Below are 14,063 nucleotides of genomic sequence, written 5' to 3' on the forward strand. Positions count from 1 at the left end.
AGACTGATCCCGGCCCGACTGCCGGTGTCGTCAGTCAATGCTTGGTGTCGTCAGCATTCGCGGCGTGCTTGCCGTTCATGCCAACGCTGTTGATGAGATTGTAGAGGGGAAGCCATTTCGACCCGTCAGATGGACGTGGCCAGAAGCGAGCAATCACTGCGGCCAGTGCGATGAGGAATGTTCCGATCGTCGTGAGGTCGCCCACATAGGAAGCAGGAACGAACGGAAGGATCTGGGCAAAGAGCGTCTGCCAATCGATGTTCATGCGGATACTCCAGTTGTAGGGACGCCGCGCCCGAGGAACACGTCGCTTTCGATCATGCGGCGGCGCTGGAGGCCGCGCAGGACGATGAGCTCGCCATTGACCGTGGCCTTGTCCCAGACGAGAAATTGTTGTGCAGCGGCAGCGTAGAGATGCTGATTGAGGCTGCGGATTAACGTTGATCCTTGTGCTGCCGTGCTACCCACATTGAATTGCCAGGAGAGAAGGGCGCCCTCCTGATAGTCGGCAAGCGGGACGGTCACGAATGATCGCAGTTTGGCTTGTAGCGTCATGATCGTCTGGCGCAGGAGAGCGAGCGCCTGAGTCTCAGTGATCGGCGTAGTGATGGCTGTGACAGGAGAACCGTCAGCCAGAAAGCGGTTGCCGTATCCGATCGTCCAGTAATTGGCGGGGCACAGGTAAGGCTTAAGGCTCAACCCCTCGAAGTCATCCCGTGAGATGAGGGAGATCGCGATATCGATGCCGCTCATGAGTGCGCCATAGGTATGTGCGTTAGAATGGTCACGACCGCCGCTGAAGTCGCCGTAACAATTGCCCAGCCGATCGTTGCCCTCAACGTTAGCTTGCTGAGAATCATGTCGAGCTTTTTGTTTGTCTGAGCGTTCTCGACGCGGATCGAATGCACGTCGAGAGCGAGCCCGCGCACCTCTGACTTTAGTTCTGAGAACTCGCCGCGCGTGATAAATTCAGCATCGCCCATTACTGGCACGCCGAAGAGCTGCGGTAGAGGGTGCCCGATGCGTTAACGCACGCATAGGTGTTCCCGGTACCGGCGAGAGGTTTGATTGTCGGGCCCGCGGAGGACGAGATCGAATAGATGAGCCCCAGCGTTGAGGAATAGAAGTCGAACTGACCTGTTCCATAAGTCACGAGCGATACATTGTTAGACTTCGTTATCGCCTGCGTCGAGGTGGAGAAATCGCCTGCAAGCGCGAGGATATGCGCGATATCATGGGACAGGATGGAGGTGCTGCCAGGAAGCGTGATGTTGCCCGAGACGGACAAATTCCCAGTTATCGCGCCACCCGTGAGCGGCAGATAGGTCGCCGCAGCTTGGGTCTGGGTCATATAAGGGGCGAGAGCATTGCCGAGATTGACATAAATCGGGTTCGTCTGAGTGCCCACACGCTGTCCATAGCTAAAAAGCTCGATAGGCGTCGCGGCTTGCGTGGCCGCATTTGCGGCAGGCATCAGTGACGAGAGCGCCGCATATATGGGGTTTGCCTGCGTCCCGAAACGCTGGCCAAACGAAAACGGCTCTACTGCGCCAGCCGCTTGCGTCTGGGCAATGCCGCGAAAATGGGGAGCAACAGAAGAAATCGGCGCATGGCAACATTCGGGATCGAATTGTGCCGCCAGAACTGCCTTCTGTCGTATTGCTAATATAGAGTTTTCCTAGCGCGTCCGCAATCGAAAAGGCACTGTTGTTGACCCGACTCCGGGCGTGCTGCTCCGATAACGCATGGCCCCATTCCTTGAGCGCGCAACGTTTTTCCTACTGAAGCTCGGCGCTCCCGTGCTATATCGTGAGGCGATGAAGATATTCTCTGATCGCCGATTGCCGAAGTGCTACGCCCGCGCGGGGTGGGAGGATTTCCGCAAGTCCGATGCGCCTCCGGTGTTGAAGCTCTCAGTCGATATCATCAACCAGTCCGACGATCCCGTGGAGATCATCCGCATCGACGTTGCTCATCCGGGCGGCCTCCGCATTGTGGGGGATCACGTTCAACTTGGGCGACATATCTACGCTGGTTTGGAGCGTCCACCGCTGACCGAGCATTTCGATATAAGCGAGGAGCTGGACGGTAAGACCGCGAAGGCTGCCAACCCTTCCGAACGATCTTTCGAACCAGGTCGGCGCGAATACACATTCTACGTTCTTCCGGCAGACGAGAATGACCCATTATATTCTGGGACCAAGACACGCCTTTTCTCGGCAAACGTTGCGTCTTTCGCCCTGAGCTACCGTCACGCCGACGAAATGGGACGTATTCGGAAAATGACCGTGGCGGCGGTCGCTCCTGCAATGCAGAAGGTGGCCGCATGACCTTCCTCCTCGCTGCTGCTGTATTATGTGTCTGGGCCTATTTCTGGGTAGGGGGAGTGCTTTGGGCGGCGCTGATCGTGCCGGTTGCATGGGCAGTATTGCTGTGGCTCTCGTATACTGACGGCGGTCCCAAGGCCAACACCCCCATCGTCTATTTAATGGCTGTAATTATGAGCCGTCTAGCGGTTGTGCCTTATTCCATTTGTCGTCATCGTCAACGCAGGATCGAGCGCACCCTTCACGGCGTCAGTTTTTTCTCCCGACTGGATTAAGAAGCCTGTTATCCAGAGTCTCGTAGGTCGCCGCCTGCGTGTTCGCCAAGCGTCCAACCAGTCGCCTATCAACGGCCCCGGCACAAGCGTTGCCTATAAAACCACCAACTGGGGCTGCCAGTGGCCCACCAGCCAAGGCGCCGCCGATACTGCCGCCCGTCATTGCTGCCAGTTTTGGCGCGACGCCTTGAGCCATTCCGGCCACGCGTCCGGTTGTCATCAGATTGACGTTCGTATCTGACCCACGGGCGCGTCCGAGATCGATGCGTGAGGCAAGGCGCATGTCATCTCGCAGATCCTCAAGCGCCTGCAACTGTTCGTCCGTCACGCTGTCTGCTTCACGATACCCTGGCTTGCCGCGCTCTTTCGCTGCCGCCTTGATAAACGTGTCGAGCCTACCGAGCTGCACATCGCCATTCGCATTGGTTAGGTTCCGGCTTTGGAGAAAGCGCATGGCGTCGATAGGCCGAGAGAGTTGTTCGTACTGCTCCAAGTACCCCTTGAACCCCGGCGCGCCTTGCTCAATCTGCTCGGTGAGTGTCGGCTTGAGATCGAGCAACTGAGCTGCCGCTGCCTGTCCGTCATTTGCGGTCCCGCGTGCGCGAGGCGACACCATATCTCCCAGATACTTGCGGACGTTCCAGAGGTGCTCAGGCATGGCCGTGCCGTCTTCCTCGGCTGAGGCCACAAGCTGCGCCATGACATTCCGAAGAGGCTGCTGGACTGTTTCGCGCCCTCGGCTCTGAGCAATCAGATCCGCAAGATGTTCGCGCACCGGCTCGATAGAGACCGGCTGCTGCGCCCCAAAAATCTTTGGCCGGAGTTGAGCCTCTGCTGCGTCGCGGGCAGCTTCCGCAACCTGCAACTGCTCCGGTGTGCCAATGATTTGTTGCGCATAGGTATTGCGAGCCGCGTTGTTGCTTTGATCGAGGGCCGTAAACGGAGAAGGGTTGGCAGCCCTACGGTTTCGCTCCAGTAGCGCAAGTCCTGGGTTCCCTGTTGCTTGTGCCGCGGTCAAATGAACGTCCGGAATCTTGCTTGGCGTAATTTGCACCGGACCACCTGCCCGATATTCATCCCAAACCCGTTGAGCTAGCTTATCGGCGTGTTTTGGCGAGGCGAAAAGGCCAAGTTTGACCGCTTCCGGCGCGGTATCGCTTGGCGGCATGACAGCCGGGGCAGTCTCTGGTAGAGCCGCCTCAGCTTGAGCGGCGGCTGTTGCTTTGGCTGGGGCTGACGCCTCTGCTGGTGCGAGGGTATCGAGGAGGGCGTTTCCGTACCTGCGGCCCGATCCAAGCAAGGCAGAACCGACACGCGATGCTACTGCGCCGATTGGGACGCTTGCTGTGCCACCGAGAGCCCCGAGCAATGGATTTTGATCTGCCAGATCAGCCGTCGCAGCACCTGCAATTGACCTTCCTGCCGCCCGCGTCAGCTCATTCCCTGCAGTGCCGGAAAGAAGATTTGTCCCTGCCTGTGCAATCCGCTCAGCATTGCCCGGCAAAGACTGTGCCAGACGCCCACCAAGCGCACGCGTCCCGCCCGCAAGGCCGCCTCCGATGACCACATCGCCCAGCAGGGCTCCCCCGAAATGAGCAGCACCTGACCCCCAGTCATCTCGCTGCGTGTCCAGTTCCATTTGAGCCGCTTTTTTGAACAGGCGCGGGTCAAATTCAGTGCCGTGCAGCTTGTGCAAGGTCACGCCATCAACAACGTTTGCAACCCCCTTCCCAACTTCTGCGACCATTCCGTCAACCCCATCGCTCCAGAGTTGATAGAGGTTGCCAAGCATTGAACCTTGGTGCGCACGTGCCTGCGGGGGGAGTTGGTTTTTCTCAGCATCAACCGGGCCGAAATCGCGATCAAAGGCGTCAGGATCGTCACCTTTCTCGGGCGCATCGGCTGCGTGCGATGGACGAGCATTTCCAAAATCACGCTCGAAAGCGTCGGGCAGATCCGTTTGCTTGCTGCTCTGATAATTCGCTGCCACTTTGCCGGGGTATGCCATTGTCTCGGGATTCTCCCAGTGACGCCGATCGGTGCCCCCGTTATAGGCGCTCAGCGCGTCTTTCAGATTGCCGTAGCGGCGGAGGTTTTCGTCTAGTAATCGCGCTGCACCATAGATGCTTTGCACAGGGTCATGCGGATCGATACTCAGCCGTCGCGCTGTGTTGGGCATAAATTGCATATGCCCGATTGCGCCCGCCTTCGATCGCGCATCCGGGTCGCCGGTTGGATCTTCTGTTTTATGCACGGCCCGCAGAATGTTGGGGTCGACATTCCAGTATCGCCCGGCCTGCTCATAAACGGGATCATAATCAGTCGCCATTGCCCAGCAATCCCTGTGCCGCCATGGCATTATAGGCCTTTTTGAACGCGCCTAGCTCGCCAGCCTTTTTCATTGAGGCAATGACGCTGTGCTGTTCCTCGGGCGACATGCGACGAAGTTGGTAAGCGCGTGGGTCGAAGCTCTGATTAAAGTTCAGGTTCCACTGCTGATATTGAGACGGCTGCATGCCGGACGTCTGCCATGCTGCCGCCTTCGCTTTGATGGCGTCTTCGTTGCCCTGGAACACATGGAGCATCTGTCGGTTGGTGTTGGTTTGCAGGCTGCTGTTCGGGTTTGCGTGCATGGCCGAGGCGAGCTTGGCGTCCGAACCTACATCAAGGGTCTGCGCCTGAGCCTGTGCGATCTGATTGGCAAACTTGTTGAATGACTGAGCACCTGCCACCCCTTCCGAGTTCCAGTCCGCGCCCGGTACTACATTGTTCACAAATGCCTGTAGGTGCCGCAACCGTTCATACCCCGGCCCGCTCTGAAACTTGGTCAGATCACCCAGCATGTTGCCGAGGATACCCAGACGGTCCTGAGTGCCGCTGGCCCCTTGCATCAACGAATTGGCGCCCTGTGCGCCTGCTTGCGCTGTTGATGCGATCGCCTCAGTCTGTCCCGCTGCGGGGGCGGCTTGGTATCCGGGATAACGCCCCGACCCCATAGCCTCAGGCGGCACGGTCGGCCTTCCGCCACCGCCGCCGACAACCTGATCGCGCCGGACATAGCTGTGCGATCCGTCCGGATTGATAACGTCCATGGGAGTAGAATTGGTATCGGGCGAGGTCTGCCTCTGCACGCCTGCTGCTGGAGTGAACGCGCCTCCATCCATCCCAGCCGCCTGAATGCCGGTCTGGATCGTCTGGCCATCATCCACACTCGTCGGCGTGCCGAATGCCTGTGCAATGCGTTCGTGTCCGGGGAGAGAGGTGGTCGCAAGCTGTTTGATCGCCTCGGCGCGCTGTTCTGCTGAGGGGAGGGCCATGATGTTGTTGGCGGTCCAGTGGATCTGCTTCGCCGCGTTTGGCGTGAGCGCGGCCATGAAAGACGCAGTACCTTGATGTTGGCGTCGGTTGGGTTGTTCGCAAGGCGAACGAACGCCCCAACCGCTGCATCTCGGGTGTGTTCCTGATAGGCGAGCTGCGCTTCCTGATTGTGAAGGTCTTCACCGCGCGACTGGTTCTGCGCAGAGAAGCCCTGAGCAAGATTGAACTGCGCATCCGGATTGGCAGCCATGGCGGCGCGGGCCTTGGCGTAGTCGGTATTCCCGTTCGCATCTGTAGCGGCGGCGAGGGCCTGACTTTGCGCCTGCTCGGCACGAAGGCCGCGTAAGGCACCTTCGAACTGTACAGCCTGAGACGCAGCAGCCAATGGGTTGTTTGGCTCGATTATACGCGGATTGGCGAGGGCGTTGGTATCGAACGGCATCGATCATCCCTTTCCATTAATTTTCGTGAGATAATCGCCATATTTCGATATCGCACCGTAATTCGACGCCGCATTGCCCATGTTCTGCAATCCACCCTGCAAGGCGTTGCCGATGCCAGTGGTCGCGGCAACGCTGCCGGTCGCACCCTCCAGAAGCGCCTGGTTCGCCGCAGTCGATGTATTGAGGTTGTTCGCCGCGCTCGCGCCTGCCGCCTGCACGCCGTAGCCGAGCAGCGCATTCTGCCGGTCAGAGGTGTTCGTCAGGTTGCCCTGTGCTGACGTGTTGGCCGCAAGCTGGTCATTGAACTGGTTCTGATAGGTGCTGTCGGCGAGCCCGCTCGCGTAGGTCGAGATGCCCTTGAGGGCTGCGCCGCTATTCGCCAGCCCGCGAGCTGCTGCGCTGTTCGTCGCCGCTTGCGTGCCCTGGGAAAGGTTCCACTGATAGCCAGGCGTCTGCTTGAGCGTGTCCTCATTCAGGGCATTCGTAGCATTGTTTATATAACTGTTATCGGTCGTGTTGTACGCAGTATTCCCGGTCATAGACCCGAGATAATTGGTGCCTGCCTGCACATATGGATCGTAGTAGTTCTGTGCGTCCTGCCCAGCCTGCGAGATGTTGCCAAACGCGGTCTGTCCGGCCTTTGTCGCAGCAGCTCGGGCTTTTTCGAGTTCGTTGACCTGCAGAGTGGTCCCGGCAAGGCTGGACGCAGCAGAAACACCCTGCCCAACTCCGAAAACGTCAGATACGGCGCGGCCAAGATGATCTTGGGGCGATGCTGGATGCCTTATCATGGGCGCGTCATCCTGTAATGAGCGGTCTCTCGCATTTCGTCGTTCGGCCAAGGAACGGGGCGAACCTCAATGAGTGAAAAGCCGAGACGGGACGCTAAATGGCGTGCTGGCCGGTTGTGTGCGTCTATTGCTCCAATCAGCTCTTTAACCGTCGGATTTGCTGCCCAGAAATCGCGAAGGAAGCCTTTGAAGTCCGCACATGCCTTAAGGCCTCGGTGACCGGGCAGCGCAGCGTAATGAGCTTCCCACAGATCATCTGAAATAGGGATAAAGCACGATGCGGCTGCGCCAGTCGAAAGGACGATTGCCCCTTTGGGGATCGGCGCTCCAAATATTGCCTCTGGCGTCATGATAACGCGAACCCGTCAGCCACGAGCACAAGCCCAGCACCCGACGCGATGATCTGGTCGCCTGCATTGAGTGTGCGCATCAGCTCGGGAACGAGATCCGTCGCATTGGCAGCCAGAGCCCGCGAAGGGACAATTGATACCGTCGAGCTGCCCGATCGAGAGATGGAAATGGAGAGGGAGACCGATCCGCTCGTCGGGTTCGCGACCGTGGCGCCTGTGACCATAACGGTCTGACCGGCTGTATAAACTGATGAAGACGATGCGGTGAGGGTGGCGCCCTTGACCAAGTTCTGTGAGACAACGGCCATTTCAAATAATCAACCTTCGGTTGATCCCAATCGAAATTTGAGCCGCCGCTACTTTCGCCGCGTCGTGAGCGAGAGAATAGCGGAATCACGAGCCATTTCCAAGGCTTTTGACGCCACGCTATTCTTAGATATTGCCTGGGTCAGAGCTACCAAAGCAGTATTGAGCGCCGCTCTCGCATCCTGCTCCTGTGCCCGCGTCCTCGCGAGTGCGATCATCGCGACATCGAGTGCAGCCTGCTGCCGCGCTATAAGGTCTGACTGCTGGCAGATGAGCGCAGCCATTCGCGCCTGATCAGCCTCTTGATGGGCAGTTATCGCAGCTGATTGCGCCTGTGCACCGCTCAAGACTGCTTCATCAATCAATCTGGCTAGCCATGCGACATCCTGCCCCGGCGCAAAGCCTGTGCGCTGCCAGATTCTCTGAATAAAATTTTGGAATTGCAGCGTAGGAACGCCGGCCGCATCGACAATTCGCCCTGCTGGCATAGGGCTATTCAGATCGCGTGCGCTCATGTCCGCACCGGATCGGCGTCGATGAATGCCCCCATGAGAGCGGTCTGCGCGGCTTCCGACCAGGTGACGCGATACACCCTGTCGCGTGCAATACCGAGGCGATACAGGGTTGGCCAGACGTTTCCGGTCGCCCCGAGGCTCAGCGTCTGTGCTGGCCCGAACGTTTCACCCCGGTCGTCGCTCCAGTCCACATCGATAGATGCCCCGCTCCCGTTCTGCATATCGAGCATGAATTGACGATGGATTGACCGAGTGCCGTTCGACAAAAGGTGCGGAAATGAGCGTTGCCGCTTGATGGGGGTGCCAGCATCATCCGTCGCTGCGAGTGAGACCTCGTAAATGGTGCCATTATCACGATCGCATGCCCATGTACTCCCGTAGGCGCTACACCAGAAAATCGGGCGTATCTGCGCCTCGTTACCTTGCGCATCCAAGGCGCAACGCTCGTGCCACAACGCAGTCGATAGATCGTAGACCCACGCTGAGGTCTGCCCTGGTATCGTCAGTACATAGAAGACGTGTCCGCCCTGCTGATAGACCGATGCGACCGCGCCATACAGATCACCCATGCTCTGAAGCGCATTCTCAACCGGATAGGACGAGACAGGAACAGCAGCAGTCAGTTGCCCGAGATAGACACGGCCTTGCCCCGCCCTATCCTGGCTCAGCCACATCACTCCACCGTTTGGTGTCGACGCCGAAGACGGGAGTTTGGCTACGGAGAATGCGGCTACACAGCCAGCCTCTACCGTCACACCCTGAACACGCTGGAACGGGAAATCAGCCGCTCCGCTATCATACCAGAGCTCGACCTGATTGCGACTGAACAGCCAGATGTACTGACCCACGACTTCGATTGCCTCGATTGTTGCGAGGCTTGTAGAGTCGCTGGCCACGTACAAGCTGTCGAATGGCGTCGTTGCCTCGTCCTCGAATTGCGCCGGGGATGTGTACCAATTCGTGGTGTTCGGATTTACGAACAGGAAGAACGTATCCAGGATCGCTATCGTTCTCGATCCATAAAAAGCCGGGTCGACAATCTTGGCTAAAGTCCCATATCCCCCAGCTCCGGCCTTCGTAGGCATCGAGCAGTACCAACCATCCCCCACACCGCCATCTACGATGAATAACGCCGTTCCATTGTCCGACATGCGGACAGGTCCGCTATTGCTGGTGATAGTTCCTATGGTGGCGACTGACATGTCTCGTCCGAAGAGGATGACACTTTTGCCCATGACGAAAATGACATCTCCTTGCGTCGTCTGATATGCGCACCGCCCAGTGCCGCCTGGCGAAGCAACCGATACCAGACCAGGTGTTGGATAATGCCCGTACGGAACCGGCTCTTGTCCGCTCTGCGGCAGTGGCTCAGGATACAGATTGAGGCACCTCTGCGCGGCCACCGATACGAAGCGCGCACTGTAAGACCCTCCGGTCAAATTAATGCGTGTCATTAGTGAGCCGTCACTGCTGCCCACATGAGGGAAGCTCCGCCGTTGCTGGTCTGCCCCGTAACAGTGCCAGTCGAGTTTTGCCCGAAAGGCGGGGTGCTGAAGAGGAATGTATTGTATGCCGACGTGCCCGCGCACTGTACTGCATCAACGTAATACGGGTTCGAGGCGGAATACTTCCAGTCAACGAACAGCGACCCGATCTTGATATAGGAGCACCCTGTTGTCGAGGTCGATCCCAAGGACGATTGCTGGATGAATTGCGCCTGAATGTCTCCAATCTGGAGAACAGCTTGCCCCGAGGCGATATGCAAAGCTTGTGAAGCCGTCAGGGACGCAAGTGATTGTCCACCGACGGATGCGGCGAAATCTTGCCCCTGTTCATTTATGGAATCGATGTGCGCGGTAACGCCCGTCCCGGCAACAGCGACACAGTATCTTGTCCCGTCGCACGAAACCGTATGGGCGCGAAACTTGGTCGTTGGGCCAATCGAACCGCTATAAGATGATGTTGCGGTGTCTTCTGCCAACTCCAGACCCACATTCGCCGAGTAGGTAAACATGTCAGTCAGAAAGGCTGTGTCGACTCTGCCTGTTAGGAATGTAACCAGGTTAGTCGCTGTATAGGCGAGAACGTTGGGGTTCGATGACCAGTATGGCCAGAAATGAATATGCCCGTAATGATCGCTATCGAGTGAATGCTGAACCACGATACCTTTATTGAAGACCTGCCCATAAATATTATCCAGCGTAAGCCGCCCGCTACCATCGGCAAAAATACCGGCATAGACACCGTCCAAAAAAATGTTTCGCAGTGAGACACCTGTCGCGCCCAACACCTGAATGACAGGCTGATACGTCGTTGGCTGCCATGCTGTGGGATATGTCGCGCTGGGGGCAGGGTGCGACTGAGCGAATGCGATCGAGTCAATGACTACCGCCCCGAACCGCACCTGTAACGGGTTTATCGCCGGGTCGCTTATCGAAAACCAGGTTCCATGTGTACCAAGCTTTCCGTCCACTTCTGACCGATCCACATTTGTCCTACGCACTGGGGTGATGCCGTGGATGCGAGCGCGTAGGTGTGGCTCTGAAATCTAACGGGAACACCTAACGAGCACGCGGCGACCGACGCGCGGTTTATCGCTAATGCCCAGTCCCCGTTGTCTCCCGTTTGCACATACGCATCAGGGACAATACCGAGGTTGTTCAGCAACCCCTGAAGCGTCATTTTCGAAACGTTAGATGGCTGTGTCAGTGTGGCGGCGCTGAAATCACCTGATACCGATCCTCCAGATGGAATTGTTAATGCCTTGAAAGTCCCGACGCCCGGCGTGTTTGCGCCAAGAGTAAAGCCGTCATAGGTGCCGCCTGTCTCGGTCGGATTTTTCAGAGATCCGTTCTGCACGTCGACTTTCGTACCCATCGCCCAGTTCAGGCCAGTGGGCCCAGACAATGTGACACGCCTGTCCATCTGCGGCGTCGACTGAGCCAGCGCGACTGTGGGCACCAACGCCAGAAGCGCAAGTAAGGTAAAGCGCATGGGTCAAAACCCTCCTGTATAGATCCACCACGGGTTGCCGACGCTGTTCCCACGCGGCCCGATCGCTATGGGCATTTGAACTCTTGGAATCTGCTGATTAGCATTTCGGACAACCTGTAGGGCCGAACGCGCCATCATAGCGACGGTAGGACTGGCCTCTTGGCCGTAAGATGGGGCCAGCCGAACCGCAAGCGTCCACATGATCAAATCCCAGTATTCCTGAGGCAGGTTTATCGGGTCGGATGCTTGCAGCGAATGCGCAAGCTGATCCTTGATAACGATGTGCAACTCCCACATCGAACCCTGCGGAATTGGGAAGAAGCGCAACTCCCCCTGAGGGAATGATGGGGAATAATAGACTGCACTCGGCCATGTTCGCAGCCCTTTGAGACCGATTGCGGCATACTCTTCATACGAGGAAATGAGCGCCAGAGGGAAATCAAGCGGCTCTGGTTCCCACTGGCACCCAGGCCATCATTCGGTGTGTCGAAATCCGAACCCGAAAAGTCTGTTGGCGCGAATTCACCCAGGTCTGATTGCTGAAACCCAGGAGAGGTCGCCAGACGAACATAGGCCGCCTCAATGCGCGCTGGGCGATTTGCCACGTCGAAGTCACCGCCGGGCCCGACATAATAGACGCTTGTCCCCGTGCTCATGAGCGGGATATCTACGAGATTTGGGACGAGGAACTTCTCCTGCTGCCATTTGGCGAGGAGCATGTTCAGGTGCATCACTCCATCCGAGATGTCGGCTGCGCTGGGCGCCGTACCCAAAGTGCCGACACCGATCTGACGAAGCGCAAGCCCCACCAGATCGGAAACCAGATACCCAGACGTGCCGGGCGTGCCATTCTGCGCCCCGGCGCTAGTCTGGGAGCCTGACATCAGCCTTGCGTGACCACGCCAGGCTCTGGGTACCCAGAGCGCGCAGATTCATCTGCCTGCACGCTGTTGGAGACGACGTTTCCCTCCGCCTTGAGGGCTTCGAGCGCACGGTCCTCGTTCATGCGGATGACGAGGAGCGCCTCGGTATGAGTGCGGGCCTGATCGGCGCCACCTGCACTGGTGAAGCGCCAGTCTCCATCGTCTCCACCTGCCAAAGCGTAATCATTGGGAGATGCAAACTCGCGCCGCCCATGAACCGGGTGAAAGCGGCTGATCGGATATCCAGCGAAGGCCGTAGCTTCTGCGTCAGGCATTATACGCCCTCCCTATTACGCGAGGGCGCGATTTTCTTCCCATCGACAGCCGCCGCATGCGCTGCGGCGTTCTCGGCGCGTGCTGCGGCGAACGCGATATTTACCTCGCGCTCTTCCTCGGGAGAGTAGACGGTAACGGTTCGAAAGCCGTTGGGGTGCGAGAGATCGCGGGGGTAACGTGGATTGGCCATCTTTCACTCTCCTCAGATCGCGTCGGCCATACGAACCACCCACTCGGGACGGATCAGAGCCATGCCGCACAGAACGTCGAGACGGGTGATGAACTGATCCGTCATGATGTTGTACTGCTGGGCCATACGCATCGACACGCCGTCCCACGCCTCGCGGTGCATTTCGACGCCCTGCTGGCTGTCCATCGGCAGGTCAGCCGTAGCCATGGTGAACGCTTCGGGAACGTAAAGCAGGTTGCTTCGGTAGGTCTCGCCTGCGACATTGGCGAGCGTGAGCGCGGCGCCTGCTGCGGGAGAGGTCGTGACAGTGCCATAAGCAACCTGCGACCCCGCACCAGCGCCCGTCGGCACGATGCCGGGATAAATCGGCACTGAACCGGAGGCGCCGGCAGCGATCGTGAGAGGCGTGGTGCCGTTATAGGTGAACTGTCGCGCGGTGCCGGTGCTATCGCCAGTCGTGAAGTTGACGCCGAAGACACCTGCGATCGTGAACACATCGCCGGGGTTCAGGGTCAGAGCGCCACCAGAGCCAACGGACACCGCCAACACGGTTCCTGTCTGGCCCGCCCCGTTGACGGTGACACCCGCAAGGTTGCCGGTAGCATGCTTGATAATCGTCTGATCGCGATACCAGTCGAATCCAAGGGTGTTCTTGCTGAGCAAGCCCGTTTCATACTGATCGCCGATCTTCGCCTGCGGGTTGAACAGCCCAGTGAAGCCGTTGACGAGGCGCGCTTCGGTCATGGGGTCCACCATGGCCACGCGACGGATACCTTCCGGCACGCCGTTATTGGTTAGGATCGCACCAGCCTGGAGAACAGTCGCGGCGGTCGGTGAGATCGTGTTGTTGCTTGCATCCGTGTTGTGGACGAAGTGCTGGGCCGGGCCCTGACCGCCCATGGTTGCAGCATCGACCGTGCTCATCAGGGTGCGCGCTACCTGACCGGCAAGTCGGTTTACGGCAGGCGTGATGATGCGCTTGCTGAAATCGTCCAGCGAAAGGGCACGGTCCGCAGACGAGAACGACATCGCCACGTTGAACTGATTGGTGATCGAGAGGCTGGTCTGACGCTCGTTCGTGCTCTGCGGCGTGATCGTGGGGCCGGAGCCGACCACGTAGTCATTCGGCAGACGAATGTTGAGGGTCTGACCGATCTTGGCACTTGAACGTGCGTAATACGAGTCATACTGCGTATCCACGTTCTTGGGGAAGGAGTTGGTATTGCGGAAAACGCGCAGTGCCTCGCGCGTGATCATCTTGATCGTTAAAAGACTGTTTGCCACCTGGGTTGCTCACGGATTGCCCGTATCGGGCCATTCATGCCGCGCCTCGCGCGTATGTCGGGTTGAGAACC

Annotated in this window: 19 protein-coding genes; 4 read left to right on the forward strand and 15 right to left on the reverse strand. The window is 58.3% G+C overall.

What is annotated here, in order from left to right:
- Window positions 1-34: 34 nt before the first annotated feature.
- Genes JCM25414_RS18580 through JCM25414_RS08530 form a run of 4 tightly spaced genes read right to left on the reverse strand, consistent with a single transcriptional unit; the run spans window position 35 to window position 1,408 of the window.
- Window positions 35-265 carry a hypothetical protein gene (locus JCM25414_RS18580; protein ID WP_051535788.1) on the reverse strand — a complete coding sequence of 77 codons (231 nt, stop codon included), beginning with the start codon at window positions 263-265 and terminating at the stop codon, window positions 35-37.
- Entirely contained in the window at window positions 262-753 is a 492-nt protein-coding gene (locus JCM25414_RS08520; protein ID WP_025841356.1) for a lysozyme, read from the reverse strand. Before JCM25414_RS08520 ends, JCM25414_RS18580 begins: the two co-directional genes overlap by 4 nt.
- A complete protein-coding gene (locus JCM25414_RS08525; RefSeq protein ID WP_025841357.1) occupies window positions 750-983 on the reverse strand; it encodes a hypothetical protein in 234 nt (77 codons plus the stop codon). The genes JCM25414_RS08520 and JCM25414_RS08525 overlap by 4 nt, the downstream gene beginning before the upstream one ends.
- Entirely contained in the window at window positions 983-1,408 is a 426-nt protein-coding gene (locus tag JCM25414_RS08530) for a hypothetical protein (RefSeq protein WP_148301004.1), read from the reverse strand. Before JCM25414_RS08530 ends, JCM25414_RS08525 begins: the two co-directional genes overlap by 1 nt.
- Before the next feature lie 337 nt (window positions 1,409-1,745).
- Here JCM25414_RS08530 and JCM25414_RS08535 point away from each other — a divergent pair, with 337 nt between their 5' ends.
- Both JCM25414_RS08535 and JCM25414_RS22975 read left to right on the forward strand, forming a co-directional pair.
- Window positions 1,746-2,330 carry a hypothetical protein gene (locus JCM25414_RS08535; RefSeq protein WP_025841359.1) on the forward strand — a complete coding sequence of 195 codons (585 nt, stop codon included), beginning with the start codon at window positions 1,746-1,748 and terminating at the stop codon, window positions 2,328-2,330.
- A complete protein-coding gene (locus JCM25414_RS22975; protein ID WP_148301006.1) occupies window positions 2,327-2,602 on the forward strand; it encodes a hypothetical protein in 276 nt (91 codons plus the stop codon). Before JCM25414_RS08535 ends, JCM25414_RS22975 begins: the two co-directional genes overlap by 4 nt.
- Here the strand turns inward: JCM25414_RS22975 and JCM25414_RS21685 are convergent.
- Both JCM25414_RS21685 and JCM25414_RS08545 read right to left on the reverse strand, forming a co-directional pair.
- Window positions 2,577-4,931 carry a lytic transglycosylase domain-containing protein gene (locus JCM25414_RS21685; RefSeq protein ID WP_025841360.1) on the reverse strand — a complete coding sequence of 785 codons (2,355 nt, stop codon included), beginning with the start codon at window positions 4,929-4,931 and terminating at the stop codon, window positions 2,577-2,579. The two genes, JCM25414_RS22975 and JCM25414_RS21685, sit on opposite strands and share 26 nt — an antisense overlap.
- Window positions 4,921-5,976: a hypothetical protein gene (locus JCM25414_RS08545; RefSeq protein WP_025841361.1), complete on the reverse strand. Its 1,056-nt coding sequence runs from the start codon at window positions 5,974-5,976 to the stop codon at window positions 4,921-4,923. Before JCM25414_RS08545 ends, JCM25414_RS21685 begins: the two co-directional genes overlap by 11 nt.
- Window positions 5,977-6,056: 80 nt before the next feature.
- Between JCM25414_RS08545 and JCM25414_RS08550 the strand changes: the two genes are divergently transcribed.
- The gene (locus JCM25414_RS08550) at window positions 6,057-6,266 is read left to right on the forward strand and encodes a hypothetical protein (RefSeq protein WP_025841362.1); all 210 of its coding nucleotides are present in this window, start codon (window positions 6,057-6,059) and stop codon (window positions 6,264-6,266) included.
- 99 nt (window positions 6,267-6,365) lie between these two features.
- Here JCM25414_RS08550 and JCM25414_RS08555 read toward each other — a convergent pair whose 3' ends face one another.
- The 6 genes from JCM25414_RS08555 to JCM25414_RS08580 form a co-directional block, all read right to left on the reverse strand.
- On the reverse strand, window positions 6,366-7,154 hold the full coding sequence (locus JCM25414_RS08555) for a hypothetical protein (protein WP_025841363.1): 789 nt from the start codon (window positions 7,152-7,154) through the stop codon (window positions 6,366-6,368).
- 346 nt (window positions 7,155-7,500) lie between these two features.
- A complete protein-coding gene (locus tag JCM25414_RS08560) occupies window positions 7,501-7,812 on the reverse strand; it encodes a hypothetical protein (protein WP_025841364.1) in 312 nt (103 codons plus the stop codon).
- A 48-nt stretch (window positions 7,813-7,860) separates the two neighbouring features.
- Window positions 7,861-8,325: a hypothetical protein gene (locus tag JCM25414_RS08565; RefSeq protein ID WP_148301007.1), complete on the reverse strand. Its 465-nt coding sequence runs from the start codon at window positions 8,323-8,325 to the stop codon at window positions 7,861-7,863.
- Window positions 8,322-9,560 (reverse strand): hypothetical protein, encoded by a 1,239-nt coding sequence (locus tag JCM25414_RS08570; RefSeq protein ID WP_025841366.1) that lies wholly within the window; start codon window positions 9,558-9,560, stop codon window positions 8,322-8,324. The genes JCM25414_RS08565 and JCM25414_RS08570 overlap by 4 nt, the downstream gene beginning before the upstream one ends.
- A gap of 218 nt (window positions 9,561-9,778) precedes the next feature.
- Entirely contained in the window at window positions 9,779-10,612 is an 834-nt protein-coding gene (locus JCM25414_RS08575) for a hypothetical protein (RefSeq protein ID WP_206777954.1), read from the reverse strand.
- 143 nt (window positions 10,613-10,755) lie between these two features.
- Entirely contained in the window at window positions 10,756-11,319 is a 564-nt protein-coding gene (locus JCM25414_RS08580; protein ID WP_025841368.1) for a hypothetical protein, read from the reverse strand.
- Between the two features lie 725 nt (window positions 11,320-12,044).
- Between JCM25414_RS08580 and JCM25414_RS23350 the strand changes: the two genes are divergently transcribed.
- Window positions 12,045-12,200, forward strand: coding sequence for a hypothetical protein (locus JCM25414_RS23350; RefSeq protein WP_159101732.1), 156 nt, complete (start codon window positions 12,045-12,047; stop codon window positions 12,198-12,200).
- Between the two features lie 2 nt (window positions 12,201-12,202).
- Here the strand turns inward: JCM25414_RS23350 and JCM25414_RS08595 are convergent, their stop codons facing one another.
- The 3 genes from JCM25414_RS08595 to JCM25414_RS08605 are packed head-to-tail and all read right to left on the reverse strand — an operon-like array spanning window position 12,203 to window position 13,992.
- Window positions 12,203-12,517, reverse strand: a complete 315-nt coding sequence (locus tag JCM25414_RS08595; RefSeq protein ID WP_025841371.1) for a hypothetical protein — start codon at window positions 12,515-12,517, stop codon at window positions 12,203-12,205.
- Window positions 12,517-12,708 (reverse strand): hypothetical protein, encoded by a 192-nt coding sequence (locus JCM25414_RS08600; RefSeq protein ID WP_025841372.1) that lies wholly within the window; start codon window positions 12,706-12,708, stop codon window positions 12,517-12,519. Before JCM25414_RS08600 ends, JCM25414_RS08595 begins: the two co-directional genes overlap by 1 nt.
- Before the next feature lie 12 nt (window positions 12,709-12,720).
- Window positions 12,721-13,992, reverse strand: coding sequence for a P22 phage major capsid protein family protein (locus JCM25414_RS08605; RefSeq protein WP_025841373.1), 1,272 nt, complete (start codon window positions 13,990-13,992; stop codon window positions 12,721-12,723).
- Between the last annotated feature and the right edge of the window lie 71 nt (window positions 13,993-14,063).

The organism is Asaia platycodi JCM 25414, from assembly GCF_000614545.1.
Taxonomy (GTDB): Bacteria; Pseudomonadota; Alphaproteobacteria; order Acetobacterales; family Acetobacteraceae; genus Asaia; species Asaia platycodi.